The organism is Caenibius sp. WL (genome assembly GCF_019803445.1).
Taxonomy (GTDB): Bacteria; Pseudomonadota; Alphaproteobacteria; order Sphingomonadales; family Sphingomonadaceae; genus Caenibius.
Map to the genome: position 1 here is coordinate 2,559,969 of NZ_CP081844.1, position 17,486 is coordinate 2,577,454.

Annotated in this window: 15 protein-coding genes; 6 read left to right on the forward strand and 9 right to left on the reverse strand. The window is 64.9% G+C overall.

Annotated features, from left to right (window positions below; translation table 11 throughout):
- Positions 1-92: 92 nt before the first annotated feature.
- The 5 genes from K5X80_RS12280 to K5X80_RS12300 form a co-directional block, all read right to left on the reverse strand.
- The gene (locus K5X80_RS12280; protein WP_222558010.1) at positions 93-905 is read right to left on the reverse strand and encodes a transglutaminase family protein; all 813 of its coding nucleotides are present in this window, start codon (positions 903-905) and stop codon (positions 93-95) included.
- Positions 906-915: 10 nt separating this feature from the next.
- Complete coding sequence (locus K5X80_RS12285) at positions 916-1,860, reverse strand: alpha-E domain-containing protein (protein WP_222558011.1); 945 nt, start codon at positions 1,858-1,860, stop codon at positions 916-918.
- A gap of 34 nt (positions 1,861-1,894) precedes the next feature.
- Positions 1,895-3,322, reverse strand: coding sequence for a circularly permuted type 2 ATP-grasp protein (locus K5X80_RS12290; RefSeq protein WP_283249171.1), 1,428 nt, complete (start codon positions 3,320-3,322; stop codon positions 1,895-1,897).
- Positions 3,323-3,400: 78 nt separating this feature from the next.
- Positions 3,401-4,201, reverse strand: coding sequence for an esterase/lipase family protein (locus K5X80_RS12295; protein WP_222558012.1), 801 nt, complete (start codon positions 4,199-4,201; stop codon positions 3,401-3,403).
- 42 nt (positions 4,202-4,243) lie between these two features.
- Entirely contained in the window at positions 4,244-4,786 is a 543-nt protein-coding gene (locus K5X80_RS12300; RefSeq protein WP_222558013.1) for a DUF3617 domain-containing protein, read from the reverse strand.
- A 121-nt stretch (positions 4,787-4,907) separates the two neighbouring features.
- Between K5X80_RS12300 and uvrB the strand changes: the two genes are divergently transcribed.
- Positions 4,908-7,094, forward strand: a complete 2,187-nt coding sequence (gene uvrB, locus K5X80_RS12305) for an excinuclease ABC subunit UvrB (RefSeq protein WP_222558014.1) — start codon at positions 4,908-4,910, stop codon at positions 7,092-7,094.
- A gap of 240 nt (positions 7,095-7,334) precedes the next feature.
- Entirely contained in the window at positions 7,335-7,907 is a 573-nt protein-coding gene (locus K5X80_RS12310; RefSeq protein ID WP_222558015.1) for a hypothetical protein, read from the forward strand.
- On the opposite strand, the gene K5X80_RS12315 is transcribed toward K5X80_RS12310, so the two are convergent.
- On the reverse strand, positions 7,879-9,948 hold the full coding sequence (locus K5X80_RS12315; protein WP_222558016.1) for a protein-disulfide reductase DsbD family protein: 2,070 nt from the start codon (positions 9,946-9,948) through the stop codon (positions 7,879-7,881). The genes K5X80_RS12310 and K5X80_RS12315 overlap by 29 nt on opposite strands.
- A 48-nt stretch (positions 9,949-9,996) precedes the next feature.
- On the opposite strand from K5X80_RS12315, the gene K5X80_RS12320 reads away from it, so the two are divergent.
- Positions 9,997-11,211 carry a UbiH/UbiF/VisC/COQ6 family ubiquinone biosynthesis hydroxylase gene (locus K5X80_RS12320; protein WP_222558017.1) on the forward strand — a complete coding sequence of 405 codons (1,215 nt, stop codon included), beginning with the start codon at positions 9,997-9,999 and terminating at the stop codon, positions 11,209-11,211.
- Between the two features lie 32 nt (positions 11,212-11,243).
- Here K5X80_RS12320 and K5X80_RS12325 read toward each other — a convergent pair whose 3' ends face one another.
- Genes K5X80_RS12325 through hemC form a run of 3 tightly spaced genes read right to left on the reverse strand, consistent with a single transcriptional unit; the run spans position 11,244 to position 13,850 of the window.
- Positions 11,244-12,188: an MICOS complex subunit MIC60 gene (locus K5X80_RS12325; RefSeq protein WP_222558018.1), complete on the reverse strand. Its 945-nt coding sequence runs from the start codon at positions 12,186-12,188 to the stop codon at positions 11,244-11,246.
- Positions 12,189-12,243: 55 nt separating this feature from the next.
- Entirely contained in the window at positions 12,244-12,924 is a 681-nt protein-coding gene (locus K5X80_RS12330; RefSeq protein ID WP_222558019.1) for a uroporphyrinogen-III synthase, read from the reverse strand.
- Positions 12,921-13,850, reverse strand: a complete 930-nt coding sequence (gene hemC / locus K5X80_RS12335) for a hydroxymethylbilane synthase (RefSeq protein WP_261390521.1) — start codon at positions 13,848-13,850, stop codon at positions 12,921-12,923. The genes K5X80_RS12330 and hemC overlap by 4 nt, the downstream gene beginning before the upstream one ends.
- 45 nt (positions 13,851-13,895) lie before the next feature.
- Between hemC and tsaD the strand changes: the two genes are divergently transcribed.
- From tsaD to K5X80_RS12350, 3 genes are read left to right on the forward strand one after another with little or no spacing between them, the layout of a single operon-like run.
- On the forward strand, positions 13,896-14,930 hold the full coding sequence (gene tsaD / locus K5X80_RS12340) for a tRNA (adenosine(37)-N6)-threonylcarbamoyltransferase complex transferase subunit TsaD (protein ID WP_222558020.1): 1,035 nt from the start codon (positions 13,896-13,898) through the stop codon (positions 14,928-14,930).
- Positions 14,927-15,946, forward strand: coding sequence for an NAD(P)H-dependent glycerol-3-phosphate dehydrogenase (locus K5X80_RS12345; RefSeq protein WP_222558021.1), 1,020 nt, complete (start codon positions 14,927-14,929; stop codon positions 15,944-15,946). The genes tsaD and K5X80_RS12345 overlap by 4 nt, the downstream gene beginning before the upstream one ends.
- Positions 15,943-17,430, forward strand: a complete 1,488-nt coding sequence (locus K5X80_RS12350; RefSeq protein ID WP_222558022.1) for a lipopolysaccharide biosynthesis protein — start codon at positions 15,943-15,945, stop codon at positions 17,428-17,430. Before K5X80_RS12345 ends, K5X80_RS12350 begins: the two co-directional genes overlap by 4 nt.
- Positions 17,431-17,486: the final 56 nt, after the last annotated feature.

Genomic DNA, 17,486 nt, shown 5'->3' on the forward strand with positions numbered 1-17,486 from the left:
ACCCCTCAAGCCACGGCCGCGCGTCTGCGCCTTGGGCTAGCCCGGCTCCCTTCGCCGATCAATGGCGGGGCTGCGCAACAGAGCACTTTTGCCTATTGCGATTGGCACTGACGCTCCACTGCGAGGTGGACGTGCAGTTCCTCGTCCACCCCGCCGTAACTGATCCCGGTGATCGGCGCGGCCTCGCGGTAATCGCGCCCTGTCGCCACGCGGACATAGCGGGCATCCGGGCTGATCCCATTGGAAACATCGAAGCCGACCCATCCCAGCCCCGCCACATGCGCTTCGGCCCATGCATGCGTCGCTTCCTGATCGATCCTGCCCTCCAGCATCAGGTATCCGCTGACATAGCGGGCCGGTATTCCCATCAGGCGCGCGCCGCCGATGAAGATGTGGGCATGATCCTGGCACACCCCACGCCCGGTTTCGAGCGCTTCCTCCGCCGTGGTGCGCACTTCGGTATGCCCCGCTTCATAGGCCACCTGTTGCAGGATCAGCGCCGAAAGATCATGCAGCCGGTCCAGCGTATCCCGATCCTCCCGGATCGCGGCCGCCAGCGCACGCAATCTGGCGCCGGGCGCCGTGCTCGGCGTCTGGGTGACGAAGCTCCACAGCGGCATGTGGCCGCTATGGGCCCCGTGCACTCCCACATAATCCTCGGTCAGCAGCGTACCCCGGCAGCGGATCATCACATCGGTGGTATCCGGCGCCACCGAAACCAGTGTCACATGATTGCAGTTGTGGTCTTCATAGGACAGTTCCTCGACCACGCCTTCATAGTCCACCGCCCAATCGATAATCTTCTGGCCGCGCGTTTCCTTGGGCATCAGCCGCAATCTCTGCAACGCATAGGCGACCGGCTCCGCGAAACGGTAACGGGTCGTGTGTTCGATAGCGAGATGCACGGCGAAACTCCTATGTGGTGAAGCGGTAATCCTCCGCGATCGTGTTGGCGATCGACTGGTTGCGCTCGATGAAATCGATCAGGAATTCATGCAGGCCGGTGTCGAAGATGTCCTGGATATTGCGCCCTGCCAGCCACTGCCGGGCATCCTTCATCAGGGCATGGGCATCGGTTTCTTCCCCATATTCCCGGGCCAGTTCGGAAAGGTGCTGCGACAACTGTTCGTAGCTGAACAGAAGGCTGCGCGGGAAACGCCCATCGAGTACCAGGAACTCGGCAATGCCCCGCGGGTCCATCTGCCCGGCGTTGAGCCAGCTATAGAGCGAATCGCCGGCCAGCGAGCGCAGCACCTGATCCCATTGCGAACTGTCCAGAGCGGAACCGACGTAGGACAGCGAGGGCAACAGCAGGTGGTACTTCACATCGAGTATCCGCGCAGTGTTGTCCGCCCGTTCGATCAGAGTGCCCGCCCGGGCGAACTGATAGATATCGTTGCGCAGCATGGTGCCGTAAGTCGCGCCGTGGAACAGCCGCGCTTCCCGCCGGATCGCGGCCAGCACCGCGCCCAGATTGCGTTCCCGCACCGGACGCGCGAGCACGTCCTTCAGCGTCATCCAGCATTCGTTGACCGATTCCCAAACTTCCGTGGTCAACGATGTGCGGGCAACGCGTGCATTGGTGCGCGCCGCCTCCACCATCGCCAGGACGCAGAACGGATTTTCCCGATCGCGCAGGACATAATTGCACACCTGCGCCCCGCTGTAGCCATCGTAGAGCGAAGAGTAGTGACCGATCTGCCCCAACGTGTTGATGACCGAACGCCATTCCTCCCCCGCCGCATCGGAAGGGCGGGTCAGCGCCATGCGAAACCCGGCTTCGAGCAGACGCGCGGTATTTTCCGCCCGTTCGAAATAACGGCACATCCAGAATATGCTGTTGGCGGTGCGCCCTAACATCCGGTTCGTCCCATCCTGTTGCGCCCGCCGCCCATCAGTCGTCCAGCACCCAGCTATCCTTGGTGCCGCCGCCCTGGCTCGAATTCACCACCAGCGAACCCTTCTTCATCGCCACCCGCGTCAGGCCGCCGGGCGTGATGTCGATCCCCTGCGGCGAAACCAGCACGAACGGGCGCAGGTCCACGTGGCGCGGGGCGAGCCCGGCCTTGGTGAAGATCGGCACGGTCGAAAGCGCCAGCGTCGGCTGGGCGATATAGTTTTCCGGCGTCGCGATCAGCTTCTTGCGGAACTGTGCGATTTCGCGCTTGGACGAGGTAGGGCCGATCAACATGCCATAACCGCCCGACCCGTGGACTTCCTTCACCACCAGTTCGTGAAGATGGTCGAGCACATAAGCGAGGCTGTCCTTCTCCGCGCAGCGCCATGTCGGCACATTGGGCAGCAGCGGCTTCTCGCCGGTGTAGAACTCGACGATTTCCGGCATGAAACTGTAGATCGCCTTGTCGTCCGCGATGCCCGCCCCCGGCGCATTGGCGATCGTGATCCGCCCGGCGCGATAGACGTCCATGATCCCGGGCACACCGAGGAGGCTGGTGGGATTGAAGCTCAGCGGATCGAGGAATTCGTCATCCACCCGGCGATAGATCACGTCGAGCGGCTGATAACCGCGCGTGGTGCGCATGCAGACCCGGCCGCCTTCGACTCGCAGATCGCTGCCTTCGACCAGTTCGGCCCCCATCTGGTCCGCCAGGAAAGCGTGTTCGAAATAGGCGGAATTATAGACGCCCGGAGTCAGCACCGCGACGACCGGCCGCGATGCCGCGCAATCCGGCGCGCAGGCAGCAAGGCTTTTGGCGAGACGGCGGGGATAATCCGAAACCGGCCGCACCCGCACCTGGGCGAACAGTTCCGGAAACATCGTCATCATCGTTTCGCGGTTTTCCAGCATGTAGCTGACGCCGCTGGGCGTGCGGGCGTTGTCTTCCAGCACCATGAATTCATCGGGTCCGGTGCGCACCAGATCGATGCCGACGATATGGGTATAAACCCCGCCCGGCGGCGTGAAACCCACCATTTCCGGCAGCCACGCCGCGTTGTTGCGAAACAGACGTTCCGGCAAACGGCCCGAACGGAGGATTTCCCGCCGGTGATAGAGATCGTGAAGAAAGGCGTTGATCGCACGCACGCGCTGTTCGATCCCGCGCGTCAGCCGCCGCCATTCCTTGCCGGTGATAATCCGCGGGACCATATCGAACGGGATCAGCCGTTCCTCCGCATCCTGATCGCCATAGACGTTGAAAGTGATCCCGGTGCGGCGGAAGAAGGCCTCCGCTTCGGCCCTCTTGCCTGTCATCCAGTGGCGATCTTGCGCCTGAAGCCATTCCCAATAATCAGCATAGGCTGAACGAACATCGCCGCTGTCGGCGAACATTTCATCGAAGGTCAGGCTGATCTTGCTCATATGCCCCTTATGCTGCACCGCAACAATGACAGAGATTCGGCCGCTGTCAATCGTCTTGGAAAATAGGGATATGAGGCGTCAGATGGCCTCCAGCTCGCGCAGCACCGCGCGGATCGCCTCGGGCGAATAAGCAAAGCCGAGATGGGTGCAGCGCAGAGCCACTTCGCGGTCCCGCTCCCCCGGCCACCCGCATGAGGAGCGCGCCGACACGATCCCGTCGCGCGGGCTCCACAGCGCGACTGTCGGCACCGGCGGCTTGGCGGAAAGATCGATATCGATCGGTGGCGCTTCCACCGGATGGCCCGTTACCAGATGATAGAGTCGCCAGGCGTTGTTGGCGCGCGGGCTACCGGAAAACGGCGATCCCATAGTGATGACCTTGCCCACCATATCCGGATGGCGGCGCGCCAGTTCGCGGGCGAACAGGCCCCCCAGGCTCCAGCCGACCAGCACGACCGGCCTGCCATAGCGCTTGTTAAGCGCGGCCAGCCTGCGTTCGAGCAGGATAATGTTCTGTTCGGTCGGGCCGAGATTGAAACCCAGCCCCCAGCGCTTGACCTTGTGCCCGGCCCGCTCAAGCTGCTGCGCCATATAGCGCATGCGCACCGGATGCGTTGCGAAACCGGGCAGCAGCATCACCGTGCGCGGTTCATCCGTGCGTTCGATCGGAAAATCGCGCCCCAGGCGGCGAAGCGGTTCGGCAAAGACCGACAGTTCGCCCAGAAAGTGCCGCAACGGCGGCCCCTTTACGCCCTTGGGGCGCGCTTCGCCCGCCAGCGCCGCGCGCCGCGCGGCTTCCTTGTAGAAGGAGGCCATGCGGAAGGCGGCGCCAGCATCGGCTATCGCGCCCGGCGAATTGCTGTCATGCGTCTGTCTCATTTCGACGCCATAACAATTCGCGCCTTACGCGAGATGAACGAATCAGGCGCAATCCCCGATACGCTCGTTGGTGACTTCCATCTTGGTGTGCATTTTCCCGCCCGGAATGCTGGGCGCGGTGTTTTCGATGTCCATGGTCATCTTGGAATTGGTCTTCGAAGTGGTGCCGTTCATGGTGATGACCGACTTCATCTCGTTGCCCATGTCACAGGTCATCTTGGCATCCAGCGTGTTGGACGCCGCATTGAACTTTTCGAAAGTGCAGTTGCCCTGCGATGTCTTCTTGACCATTTCCTCATAGCCCTTCTCGACATCTTCCTTGGTCATGCAGAATTCGTGACTTTGACCGGCGTTGCCCATCATGCCCTTCATCTGCTCGGCCTGCTCTTTCGGCATGCCGGGAATGTCGAACTCAAGCACCTTCACGCTGGAGCGATACTTGCCGGGTTCGGGCTTTTCCATCTTGGACGCTTCCTGAGCCGCCTGTTCCGGCGTTTTCGGCCCCTCGTCGGATTTGCCGCAGCCGGCGAGTAGAAGTGCGGTCGCAAGCGACGCCGCAACGGGAAGGGTGAGTTTGATACGCATAGACTTCTCCGAAAATTGTCTCGATTACACGACCGTCTTTTCTTTTGTTTCGTCACGCTAACAGCGGATTGCGGCGCTGCCAACGATTGCGTGCGCCGCCATCCACCCCCATATTCCCGCGATGGCTGAACTCGTGATCCGACGCGGACTGGAAGAACCCGATACCTCGGGCAGCTTTGTTCCGCACAAACCGCAGCGCCCGGACAAGACGGACGGCGGCAAACCGTTCAAGATCGTGTCCGATTATGAACCGGCGGGCGACCAGCCCACCGCGATCGCCGAACTCGTGACCGCTGCGAAGGACGGTGAAAAGACTCAGGTGCTGCTGGGTGTGACCGGCTCGGGCAAGACTTTCACCATGGCCAAAGTGATCGAGCACTTGCAGCGCCCCGCCCTGATTCTGGCCCCCAACAAGATTCTCGCCGCCCAGCTCTATGGGGAGTTCAAAAGCTTCTTCCCCGGAAATGCGGTGGAATATTTCGTCAGCTATTATGACTACTATCAACCGGAAGCATACGTCCCGCGCAGCGATACCTATATCGAGAAGGAAAGCTCGGTAAACGAGGCCATCGACCGGATGCGCCACTCGGCCACCCGCGCCCTGCTCGAACGCGATGACGTGATTATCGTCGCTTCCGTGTCATGCCTCTACGGGATCGGCTCGGTCGAAACCTATTCCGCAATGATTTTCGACCTGAAGAAAGGTGACACCGCCGATCAGCGCGAAATCATCCGCAAGCTGGTCGCTCTGCAATACAAGCGCAACGATGCCGCGTTCGCCCGGGGCAATTTCCGCGTGCGGGGGGATAATCTCGAAATCTTCCCCAGCCACTATGAGGATATGGCTTGGCGGATCAGCTTCTTCGGCGACGAGATCGAGGAGATCGCCGAGTTCGACCCCCTCACCGGCAAGAAGGGCGCTTCGCTCGACAAAGTGCGGGTCTATGCCAATTCGCATTATGTCACGCCGGGGCCAACGATGAAGCAGGCATCGGAAGCGATCAAATTCGAACTGTCCGAACGGCTCAAGGAGCTGAACGCAGAAGGGCGCCTGCTGGAAGCCCAGCGGCTGGAACAGCGGACCAATTTCGACCTTGAGATGATCGCCGCCACCGGATCGTGCGCGGGGATCGAGAATTACAGCCGTTTCCTGACCGGCCGCCTGCCGGGCGAACCGCCGCCGACGCTGTTCGAATACCTGCCCGATAACGCCTTGCTGTTCGTCGACGAAAGCCACCAGACGGTGCCACAGATCGGCGCGATGGCGCGCGGCGACCATCGCCGCAAGCTGACGCTGGCGGAATATGGCTTCCGCCTGCCGAGTTGCATTGACAACCGCCCGCTGCGTTTCAACGAATGGGATGCGATGCGCCCGCAGACGGTGGCCGTTTCCGCCACTCCCGGTTCCTGGGAAATGGAACAGACCGGCGGGGTGTTCGCCGAACAGGTGATCCGCCCCACCGGTTTGATCGATCCGCCGGTGGAAATCCGCCCGGTGGAAGATCAGGTGCAGGATTGCATCAACGAATGCCGTGAGACGGCGGCAAAGGGGTATCGCACGCTGGTCACGACCCTCACCAAGCGAATGGCCGAGGATCTGACCGAATTCATGCACGAAGCGGGTGTCAAAGTCCGCTACATGCATTCGGATGTCGAAACGCTGGAGCGTATCGAACTGATCCGCGATCTGCGGATGGGCGTGTACGACGTGCTTGTGGGGATCAATCTCCTGCGCGAAGGGCTCGACATCCCCGAATGCGGCCTCGTCTGCATTCTCGATGCTGACAAGGAGGGGTTCCTGCGCAGCGAAACCTCGCTGGTGCAGACCATCGGCCGGGCCGCGCGCAATGTCGATGGGCGGGTAATCCTCTATGCCGACCGCATGACCGGCAGCATGGAACGCGCGATCGCCGAAACCGATCGCCGCCGCGACAAGCAACGCGCTTTCAACGAGGAGCATGGCATCACGCCGCAGACCATCCGCCGCCAGATCGCCGATATCGTGGCCCACACGGCGGCGCAGGATGGGGTAACGGTCGATATCGACGCGGATGGCCGCAACAATCTCGTCGGCCACAACCTACGTGCTTATATCGAAGAGCTGGAAGCGAAAATGCGCGCGGCGGCGGCCGATCTCGAGTTCGAGGAAGCCGGGCGCCTGCGCGATGAGATTCGCCGCCTGGAAGCAGAGGAGCTTGGTCTGCCAGAAGCGGAACACAAGGCCCCGCTCGTGGGCCGCAGCAACGAAGGCCGCCCCGGCACGCGCAAGATGCGTTATGGCAAGACCCAGCGGAAATGGGGGCGCTGATTGGCCCGCTTTGCGATCAGCGGAGGGGGATAAGCGCGGAAATACTCCGCTTTGCAGTTGCTCTGCGCCAAAATGCCATAATATACGCGTCACAGAACAGAACTGCCGTGGGTCAGGCGTCGCAAATCACACCCCCGGCCCATTGAATCTCGGGAGCCGACCATGCATCGCCTGCGGGAAACAACAGCCTCAAGCCACCGCCGTCATTCCCCTGCCCTGTTTCCTGCCACCTGAGACCCTATGCCCATTCGCCCTTTCGCCCTTTTCGCATTCCTGCCACTCGCGGCGTGCAGCGCCGCAGCCAGCGACAACGCGGTTCAGAAATTCTCGTTCGATGAACTGCAAGCGCAAGCAGCGCCGGTTATCTCCGCATCTCCCGATGCGACCGATGCCGTATGGATGGCGGCCGCGGACGACACACATTCGCTTCGCTTCGGCCGTCCGAATGAAGCACCGATGCTGACGCTGACCTGTGAAACGCAAAGCAAGGCGACGCCGATCATCCACATTGTCCGCAACGCTACCGGCGAACCTGGTGCGAAGGCACTGTTTCCCCTGCTGGGCAGCAACATGAACGCGCGCATCGCCGCCGAAACCCGGATGCGCGACGGCAAATGGATCTGGGAAAGCGAAGTCCCCGCGCTCGATCCGCAACTGGACGTATTCCTGCCCGGCAACGCTGTGGAGGCCACACTCCCCGGCGGCGGCACGCTCAAGCTCGCGGCCAGCAAGGAACCAGCCCGCGTCATCGCCGCATGCCGCCATCAGACCGGCGCTGAACTGGTCAGCGCGGAGCCTGCTCCGCAAGCCTGACCAGGCTATCGGGAGTGAGGACTTGCGGCAATTGCCGCCCCTCACCCCCCGGTTGATACCAGAGATAAAGCGGCACGCCCGCCGCGCCGTGCGCCGTCAGGAAGCGGGTGATTTCCGGATCGCGCCGGGTCCAATCCCCCCGCATGGCGATGACCCCGGCCTTGTCGAACGCGGCTTTGGTCGCCTCGCGTTCGATCGCCACGCTTTCGTTCACTTTGCAGGTGACGCACCAATCCGCCGTGAACCATAGGAAAACCGGCTTGCCGCTGGCGCGGGCATGCGCCAGTGCATTCTCGCTGAAATCCTGCGGGGCGAGCAGTCCGCTCTCCGCCTTGCCGCCACCGGTGAAGCTGGCCGGCAGCGCGACAGCAGCGAACAGCGCGAAAGGCACGGCCACCGCCGCGAACGGCAGCAGCGCCGCCTTGCCTTGCCGCTGACGGCGGCCCACGATCCATAGCGCCAACAGCAGCCCGGCCAGCGCCAGGATCGCCACGGTCATGAAGCCGCTGCCGCCAAGGCGATTGACCAGCCACAGCAGCGCCAAGGCCGTCAGCCCCATCGGCACGGCCATGATCCGGCGGAAAGTCACCATCCACCCGCCCGGCCTGGGCAGCGCGGCGCGCAGCGGCGGAACAAAGCCGATCAGCAAGAACGGCAGCCCCAGCCCCAGCCCCAGCACCGCGAACAGCAGCAATGCCTGCGGTACGGGCAACAGCAGCGCCGCCCCCATGGCCGCGGCCATGAACGGGCCGGTGCACGGCGTCGCGACGAAGGCGGCCAGAAGCCCGGTGGCGAATGCCCCGCCAGGCTTGCCATCGCGGGTGATCGAAACGGCGGGCAACTCGAACAATCCGGCAAGATTGGCGGTGATCGCCGCCGCCAGCGCCAGCAGGGCAACCACCACGCCCGGCTCCTGCAACTGGAATGCCCAGCCGACCTGCTGTCCCCCGGCCCGCAGAACCAGCAACACCCCGCCAAGAGCGAGGCAGGCGAGCATCACCCCCGCCGTGTAGGCCGCGCCTTCTCGCCGGGCTTCGCGTTCGCTTTCCCCCGCCCGCGCGAGGCTCAGGGCCTTGAGGCTCAGGATCGGGAACACGCAAGGCATCACGTTGAGCAGCAAACCGCCCAGCAACGCCCCGCCCAGCAGCAACCACAGGGACGGCAGCTTGGCCCCGTCACCGGTAGCAGCCACGGGAGTGCCTCCAGTGGGCACCGGGCCCGGCTCCGCCACGAAGCGCACGCCTTCGTCCGTGGTGTCCAGCCGCACGATACCGCTGATCGCAGCAGGTTGCGCGCTGCCCTTGCGGACCAGCTCCGCCACCAGCCAGTTCCCGTTGCGGGTAAACGTCTGCGGTGCGGCGTAGTCTACCACTTCCGTGGTTTCGACGAAGACATGCGGATCGTTCAGCGCCATGCTGGCAGGCAGGGGAATGGCCAGCCGGACTTTGCCAGAAGCCAGCGAAAAATGCGCTGGCCGGTCAAGCAGCGCGGGGATCGCGGCGCGCCAGGCGTCGAAGCGGGTATCCGTCAGCCCCGCGCCGGGATGTACCGTCACCGCCATGTCCTGCCGTTCGGGCACGCAGATCGTGTCGGTACAGGCCAGCCACTGCGCCGAAACGCGCAATTCGGCAGGGCTTGATGACGCATTGGCCGGCACGCGCACCGGCACCAGCACGGCATAATCGCCTTCATAGACATGGTTCATCAGCGGGCCGATTTTGAGCCTGTGCGGCACCGGGTATTCCGGCGTGCCCGCTGTCCAACCCAGGGGCAAATGCCACTCCAGCGTCAGCCCGTATCCGGCATCACCCGGATTGACCCAATACCCGTGCCAACCCTGCTCCGGCCGGAAATGAAACGCCAGGTCCACCGTTTCACCCGGCGCGGCCGCGCCATTGGCCACCAGTTCGGCCGCGATATGATTCCGCCCGGCAGAGGCCACGGCAACCGCCGGAAAAGCCCATGCCAGCACGGAGAGCACAATCAGGGCGATCACCGGCGGTTGACGGGCGAAATGCGGCAATGTCCTTGCGCTGATCATGCCCTCGGCTTTAGGGCAGGCTATCTGAACCCGCAATGGAAGCTCAACATGTCGGATATGCGCGAACTGGTCATCATCGGCGGCGGTCTTGTCGGCATGACGCTGGCGCTGGCCGCCGCGCGGCAAGGCATCGCCAGTCATGTGGTCGACATGGCGGACCCGAACGCGCTGACTGCCGACGGTTTCGATGGCAGGGCATCCGCGATTTCCACCGCAAGCTGGAACCTGTTCACCAATATCGGCCTTGCCGAACGCCTTGCGGGCAAAGGCTGCCCGATCAAGTCCATCGCCGTAACAGACAGCATGAAACCGGGCCGGATCGATTTTCAGCCCCAGCCGCACGAAGGATCATTGGGGGTGATGTTCTCCAACCAGACCTTGCGCGAAGTGCTGTACGAAGCCGCGCGCGAGGAAAAGCGGATCGCCTGGCATGCCCCTGCCCGCGTGGTGGAACGGCAGCGCGGCCCGCATGGCGTCTCCGCCACTCTGGCCGACGGCACAGTGCTCGAAGGCCGGTTGATGGTCGCCGCCGAAGGACGCCGCTCCCCCACGCGGGACGAGGCCGGGCTCAAGCTGGCCCGCTGGGATTATCAACACCGCGCCATCATCGTCGGCCTTACCCATGAAAAATCGCATGACAATGTGGCGTGGGAAATCTTCTACCCCGCCGGGCCTTTCGCTTTGCTGCCCATGCTGGACGGACCTGACGGCGAACATCGCAGCGCGCTGGTGTGGACGGTTTCCGAAAAGGATGCTGAGGGTGTTCTGGCCCTCTCGGACCATGCTTTCGTCACCGAAGTGGCCAGGCGGATGGACGGGATGTTCGGCGCCATCGCCCTCAACAGCAAGCGCTCATCCTATCCGCTCGGCTTCCAGCACACCGCCCGGATGGTCGCGGATCGCCTCGTCCTGGTGGGGGATGCCGCGCACGGTATTCATCCGATCGCCGGTCAGGGCCTCAATCTGGGCTTGCGCGATGTCGGGGCGCTGGTCGAAGTGCTGATGGACGGGATGCGGATCGGCCTCGATTCGGGCGATGCGCAACTGCTCAAGCGCTATGAACGCTGGCGCAGCCTCGACTGTTTCGCCGTCTCCTTCACCTGCGACAGCGTCACCCGCCTGTTCGGCGTGCCGGGGCGCATACCCTCCGCGATCCGCCGCCTCGGCATGGCGGGCGTGCAGCGGATCGGCCCGCTGAAGCAGTTCTTCATGGACGAGGCGCGCGGCATGTCGGGCAAATTGCCCGAACTGCTGAAAGCCTGATCGGCACGGCGCTGGCGCGCGATACCGGCCAATCAATCGATCAGGACCGGGCTCAACTGTTCGACCTTGTTGCCGCGTGCATCGCGCAAATCGCGCGGATCGAGCACCGCCGTCGTCTCGATCAGGTCCAGCGAAGCCTGCGCCGAAGCATAGCGTTCGGCATCGTTCACCCAGTCCTGCACATGGTCGGCTTCCGCGCCGGGCATGTTGCGCACTTCGGCCACCGCCGCTTCCACCCGTCCGCTTTCGAGGAACATCTTCGCCCGTTCCAGGCGGCGGCGCGGCGCGGGGGATGGCGAAGTTTCACGGCGCACGATGAAGAGGTTGTTCAATTCGCGCTGGGTCCGGGCCCAGAACCCTTCGTTGCGCGGCGCGCTGACGAGTTCGGGCGAGAGCCCCTCCAGCCGCGCCATTAACTGGTCCAGCGTCACCGGATCGCGCGATGCTTCGATAATCGTGCGCACGGCGTTGGGCCGGGCGTCGCCGAACCGCAGGCGCAACTGATCGGCCAGATAGCCGAGCGGCGCACCGCGTTCCATGGAACGGCGCGTGGCGAAAGCGATCAACAGCCCTTCGGCGCGGGCTGCATTGCCCGATGCCGCTTGCGCCTGAAGATCGAGCCGGGCCAGACGCTGTTCCATCGCGGCGAGACGCTGGTCGAAGCCGCCTTGCGCTTCCGCCACCGTTTCCACGGCAGCCACGGCATCGGCCGCAGCGGCCACCGTTTCCGGATCGGTCTTGGGTTCGGCCGTGGCGGCAGGCGGGATCGCGATCATCGGCGCCGGTTCCACCGCCTGTTCCATCCCCACCAGCGCGCCGATATCGAACCCGCGTTCCCACGCCATCCAGCCGACCAGTCCCCCGCCTACGGCGAAGGCGGCGGCTGCGGATAACAGAACCGCCTTCCATCCCGGCCCGCGCACAGGTGCGGCGGGTCGCGCTGGCTGCATCGGCAGTGTCTGCGGGTGTTCTTCCATATGGTTCCGACCTGTAGTGTACGAATGCCCCACTGCTCACAGCAGGGCCGCAGGGTCAATGGCACATGTCCCGTGCCAAGGCCAGCAGATCGGCTTCGCGCGGGCGTTGCGCGACATGCCGGGCCGCCCAGCCTTGCCCCGCCGCTTCGGCGATACGCGGCCCCAGCGCGGCAAGAGCGATCCTTTCGCGCGGCAGGTCCAGCCGGTCGCATTCGCTCGCCAGATGGCGCGCAGCCACGGCAGAATGGAGCAGAACCGTCGCTCCCCTGCTGAGGCAAGCAGCCAAAGCATCGGAAACCGGCAGGGAAACGTTCTCATAAGCCACGCGCGTGGCAATGGATATTCCGGCAGGCGGCTGCACCGGCACGTGTTCGGCCCCGGTAACACGTAGAAACGCGTGCTCTTCGCCCGCGAGCCGGTCCACAACGCCTTGCAGGTAACCTTCCCCGGTCACCGCCACGGAAAATCCGGCATCGCGTGCGGCCTGCGCGGTCGCATCGCCCACCGCATAGACCGGCTTCCCCGTCCAGTCGGCGCGGGCGGGACCGAAATGACGGATCGCATTCGCGCTGCCGATCAGAAGACCATCGAAACCGGCAGGATCGGGAACATCCCATGCGACCGGGCGAATGGCGAACAGCGGTTCGCCCTGGATCGGCAATCCCATGGCACGCGCGGCGGCAAGAGTGGCGGAAAGGCCCGGCTCCGGCCGGATAGCGATCAGCGCTCCGGTCATGCCGATCCGCTGAAATGCCGGGTGATGGACGCGTCGGCCTGGGCCAACAGGTCTTGCGCCAGCGCGGCCGGAGCCGCCGCGTCATCGGCCGGGAAACGCGCTTCGCCATCGACCCGGGCGGTGCCGTCCGGGCTGAACAGCGCGGCCCGCATCACGATCATATCGGCTTCGATCCGGGCATGCACAGCCACCGGACTGTGACAATTGCCGCCAAGCGCGAGCAGCAGGGCGCGTTCAGCCATGACCCGGGCCCGGCTCGACCTGTCATCGATCGCGGCGAGCAGCGCCCGCGCGGCGGCATCGTCCGCCCTGCATTCGATACCGATGGCCCCCTGCGCCGGGGCCGGAAGCCATGCCTCCACCGGCAAAGGCGCGCCGCCGTATCCGCCGCCCAACCGTTCGAGCCCGGCAGCCGCGAGCAGAGTCGCGTCCGCTTCACCCGCCGCCAGCTTGCCCAGCCGCGTGGCGACATTGCCCCGGAAGGGAACGATCGTGCAATCGGGCCGCAAGTGGAGCAACTGCGCGGCGCGGCGCGGGGCGCTGGTGCCCACGCGCGCCCCGGCGGGCAGGTCCGCGATCCCCGCCGCCCCGAACAGGACATCGCGTACATCGGCGCGCGGCAGGATCGCGGCGATGGCCAGCCATTCGGGCCGGATCGTTTCGACATCCTTCATCGAATGGACGGCGGCATCGATACGCCGTTCGTGCAGCCACTGGTCCAGTTCCTTGGTCCACAGCGCCTTGCCGCCGATTTCAGCCAGCGGACGATCCTGAATCCGATCCCCCGTAGCGATCACGGGCACCAGTTCCACCACGCTTTCATCCCACCCATGGGCGGCGCAAAGCCGCGCACGGGCTTCTTCCGCCTGGGCCATGGCCAGCGGCGAGGATCGGGTTCCAAGGCGAAGTCTGGGCTGTATCGTCATTGCGGCTGCTTGCCCTAATGCGCAATGTCGTTCAGGGGAAGCACGATGGCGACGATCCTCGGCATAGAATCGAGTTGTGACGAAACGGCGGCCGCGCTGGTCACATCGGAACGGGCGATCCTGGCGCAACATATCGCGTCTCAGGACGAGGTGCACCGCCCCTATGGCGGCGTCGTGCCGGAAATCGCCGCGCGCGCCCATGCCGAACGGTTGGCGCCGCTGATCGAAGCGACGCTGGCCAACGCCGGATGCACTCTGGCCGATGTCGATGCCATTGCCGCCACCGCCGGGCCCGGCCTGATCGGCGGCGTGATGGTCGGGCTGGTTACGGGCAAGGCGCTGGCCATGGCCAGCGGCAAGCCGCTGATCGCGATCAACCATCTGGAAGGCCACGCCCTTTCCCCCCGCCTTGCCGATGCAACGCTGGTCTTCCCCTATGCGCTGCTGCTGGTGTCGGGCGGGCATTGCCAGATTCTGCGGGTCGATGGGGTCGGCCGCTATCGCCGCATGGCCACGACGATCGACGATGCGCTGGGCGAAGCATTCGACAAGACCGCAAAAATCCTCGGCCTCGGTTATCCCGGCGGGCCGAAAGTGGAAAAGCTGGCGCAGGCGGGCGATGCCAGGGCCGTTCCCCTACCCCGCCCGTTGCTCGGCAGCCATGAACCGCATTTCTCCTTCGCGGGCCTCAAAAGCGCGGTACTGCGCGCCAAGGAAAGCGGGCAGTACCGGGAGGAGGATCTCGCGGCCAGTTTCCAACAGGCCGCTATCGATTGCGTGATCGACCGTCTGCAACGCGCGCTGGCCGGCATGGGCGATGTGACCGCGCTGGTCGTGGCGGGCGGCGTCGCCGCCAACCGCCCGATGCGGGAAGCGCTGGAGCGGCTTGCACAAACCCATGGCCTGCCGTTCACCGCCCCGCCTTTGCCGCTGTGCACAGATAACGCGGCTATGATCGCCTGGGCCGGGGCCGAACGCTATACCCAAGGCCAGTCCGATCCGCTCGATTTCGCTGCCCGGCCGCGCTGGCCGCTCGATCCCGATGCGGAACCGGTGCGCGGCGCGGGGGTCAAGGCATGACGGACGAGAGCAGGACAGAACAAGGGCCTCGGGTCGGCGTGATCGGCGCCGGGGCATGGGGCACCGCGCTGGCGCAGATGCTCGCCTCCGATGGCCGCGAAGTGCTGATCTGGGCTCTCGAAAGCGAGGTGGTGGACGATATCAACGCCAACCGCCGCAACAGCCTCTATCTGCCTTCGGCGGAACTCGCCCCTTCCATCCGGGCAACCGGCGATCTGACCCGGGCCGCATCCTGCGATGCGCTTCTGCTTGTCACCCCCGCGCAGCATCTCGCCGCCATTCTCGGCCAGATTCCCAGCCTTCCGCGCGATCTGGTTCTGTGCAGCAAGGGGATCGAGAATGGCACCGGCCGGTTGATGAGCGATGTCGCCCGCGATGCCGCCCCCGCCAGCGAAATCGCGGTGCTTTCCGGCCCCACGTTCGCGCACGAGGTTGCCGCCGGGCAGCCGACCGCCGTGACGCTGGCGTGCGGGGGCGGCGATGCGCAGTGGGAGCGGCTAGCCCCGGTCATCGCGCGCCCGGCCTTCCGCCCCTATTTCTCCAGCGATGTCGTCGGGGCCGAAGTCGGCGGCGCGGTCAAGAATGTCCTCGCCATCGCTTGCGGCGTGGTGGATGGGCTGGCGCTGGGCCAGAATGCCCGCGCGGCGCTGATCGCGCGCGGCTATGCCGAAATGCTTCGCTTCGGCGAAGCGCTGGGCGGGCAGGCGGCGACATTGGCGGGCCTGTGCGGCCTGGGCGATCTGGTGCTGACCTGCTCCTCCACCTCCAGCCGCAATTTCTCGCTCGGCAAGGCGCTTGGCGAAGGGCAGGCCCCGGCCGCGCTGATGGCTGACCGGCGAACCGTGGCCGAAGGCGCCTTCACCGCGCCGGTACTGGTCCAACTGGCCCAAAGGCACGGCGTTTCCATGCCAATTGTCGAAGCGGTCCATGCTCTGCTGAACGGCGCGCCCGCGCACGATGTGGTGCGCGAAATCCTTGCCCGCCCGCTCAAGCCCGAACAGGAAGAGCCTGCGTGACGGAAAAGGCAGCGCAGGACGATATCGCCGCCCTTGCCAAGGGGGGGCGAACCAATTTCCTCGGTTTTCTGCTGCGCCTCGCCGCGCGGTTGCCGTTCCTGTTCATTGCCGGGCGGCTTTACGGCGCCGATGCCCTTGGCCGTTTCGCCTATGCACTGGTGATCGTCGAACTGCTGGGCCAGCTCTGCGCTCTGGGCCAGAAGCGGGGCCTTGCCCAATGGCTGTCGCACGATGACGAACGGCCCCCGGCGAATATCATCGCGGACGGGCTGTTCCTCGCCGGGCTGTTTTCGCTCACCGCCGCGCTCGTGCTCTACGCCTTTCCGCTGCCGATGTTTCCCAGCGGCGAATACACCGCGATCGACCGGCTCCTGCCGTTCGGCCTCATTTTCCTCGCGCTGACCGAAGTCGCGCTGGCGGCGCAAGCCTATCGCTTCGATGTCGGCACCACCGTGCGCGCCCGCGCGATCGTGGAGCCATGGACGATTTCGATCATGGCCGGGGTGATGTTCCTGCTGGTCCCTGAAAGCGGCCTGTCGATCGCCTATCTGCTGTCGGTCATCGCGGCGGCGGTCACCGCTTTCATCCCCCTGCTGCGCACGTATGGCCTGCCCCAGAAATGGAGCCCGCAGCCGGTCGTGATGTGGCAGCTGGTGCGGCAGAGCCTGCCGCTGGCGACCGCGGATGCCATCGAATGGGGCACGCGGCGCATCGACATCGCCATTCTCGGCCTGTTCGCTTCGCCCGCCACTGTCGGCATCTATTACATCGCCCAACAGGTCGCCAGCCTGCCGCAGAAGCTTAAGACCAGTTTCGAGCCGATCCTCGGCCCGGTCATCACCCGCAATCTCAAGGAAAAGAACTACGCCGCCATCGCCAGGCAGGTCAGCCAGGTGGGGTTCTGGATCACCGCCGCGCAGGCCGGGATCGCGCTGGCGCTGGGCATTCCGGGCGAAGGCGTGATGGGCCTTGTCGGCCCCGGCTTCGTGGCCGGAACGGGGGCCATGGCGCTGCTGCTTGCGGCGGAAGTGGTGGCGGCCACGGCGGTGGTTTCCGAAGCCGCGCTGGTCTATGTCGCGCGTATCCGCAATCTGTGGATTTCGCTGCTGACCATCGGTTTCCAGGCCCTCGTCAGCGTGGGCTTCATCGTGCTGGCAAAAGACCTGGGTCTGGGCGAACTCTATTGGGCGGCCGCCGTCGCCGCCGCGCTGATGGTGGCGCTCGCCGCATCGTCCCTTGCCAAGGCATGGCTGCTGTCCCGCATTCTCGACCAGCGGATCAACAACTGGCGCTGGGCGCTCATCTGGGCCGCGATTCCGGCGGGGCTAGTCGGCTCGATCGCCACCCGCATGCCCGAATGGATGGAACTGCTGTTCGGCATTCCGGCCATTCTGCTCGCTTATGGCTGGGTGATCTGGCGCAAGGGATTCGGCCCGGAAGACCGGGTGCTGTTCCGCCGCAAGATCGATCATCAGGCTGGCTGAGCCGCTCGACTGGCCGCCCCTGAAAGGCATTCAGTCGCCGTTCACCGGTTCGGCGC

What these genes read in the sequence shown, in the direction of transcription:
- K5X80_RS12285 (WP_222558011.1), bottom strand. Translation starts at nt 1,860, where the DNA reads ATGTTAGGGCGCACCGCCAACAGCATATTCTGGATGTGCCGTTATTTC.
- K5X80_RS12290 (WP_283249171.1), bottom strand. Translation starts at nt 3,322, where the DNA reads ATGAGCAAGATCAGCCTGACCTTCGATGAAATGTTCGCCGACAGCGGC.
- K5X80_RS12295 (WP_222558012.1), bottom strand. Translation starts at nt 4,201, where the DNA reads ATGAGACAGACGCATGACAGCAATTCGCCGGGCGCGATAGCCGATGCT.
- K5X80_RS12300 (WP_222558013.1), bottom strand. Translation starts at nt 4,786, where the DNA reads ATGCGTATCAAACTCACCCTTCCCGTTGCGGCGTCGCTTGCGACCGCA.
- uvrB (WP_222558014.1), top strand. Translation starts at nt 4,908, where the DNA reads ATGGCTGAACTCGTGATCCGACGCGGACTGGAAGAACCCGATACCTCG.
- K5X80_RS12310 (WP_222558015.1), top strand. Translation starts at nt 7,335, where the DNA reads ATGCCCATTCGCCCTTTCGCCCTTTTCGCATTCCTGCCACTCGCGGCG.
- K5X80_RS12315 (WP_222558016.1), bottom strand. Translation starts at nt 9,948, where the DNA reads ATGATCAGCGCAAGGACATTGCCGCATTTCGCCCGTCAACCGCCGGTG.
- K5X80_RS12320 (WP_222558017.1), top strand. Translation starts at nt 9,997, where the DNA reads ATGTCGGATATGCGCGAACTGGTCATCATCGGCGGCGGTCTTGTCGGC.
- K5X80_RS12325 (WP_222558018.1), bottom strand. Translation starts at nt 12,188, where the DNA reads ATGGAAGAACACCCGCAGACACTGCCGATGCAGCCAGCGCGACCCGCC.
- K5X80_RS12330 (WP_222558019.1), bottom strand. Translation starts at nt 12,924, where the DNA reads ATGACCGGAGCGCTGATCGCTATCCGGCCGGAGCCGGGCCTTTCCGCC.
- hemC (WP_261390521.1), bottom strand. Translation starts at nt 13,850, where the DNA reads ATGACGATACAGCCCAGACTTCGCCTTGGAACCCGATCCTCGCCGCTG.
- tsaD (WP_222558020.1), top strand. Translation starts at nt 13,896, where the DNA reads ATGGCGACGATCCTCGGCATAGAATCGAGTTGTGACGAAACGGCGGCC.
- K5X80_RS12345 (WP_222558021.1), top strand. Translation starts at nt 14,927, where the DNA reads ATGACGGACGAGAGCAGGACAGAACAAGGGCCTCGGGTCGGCGTGATC.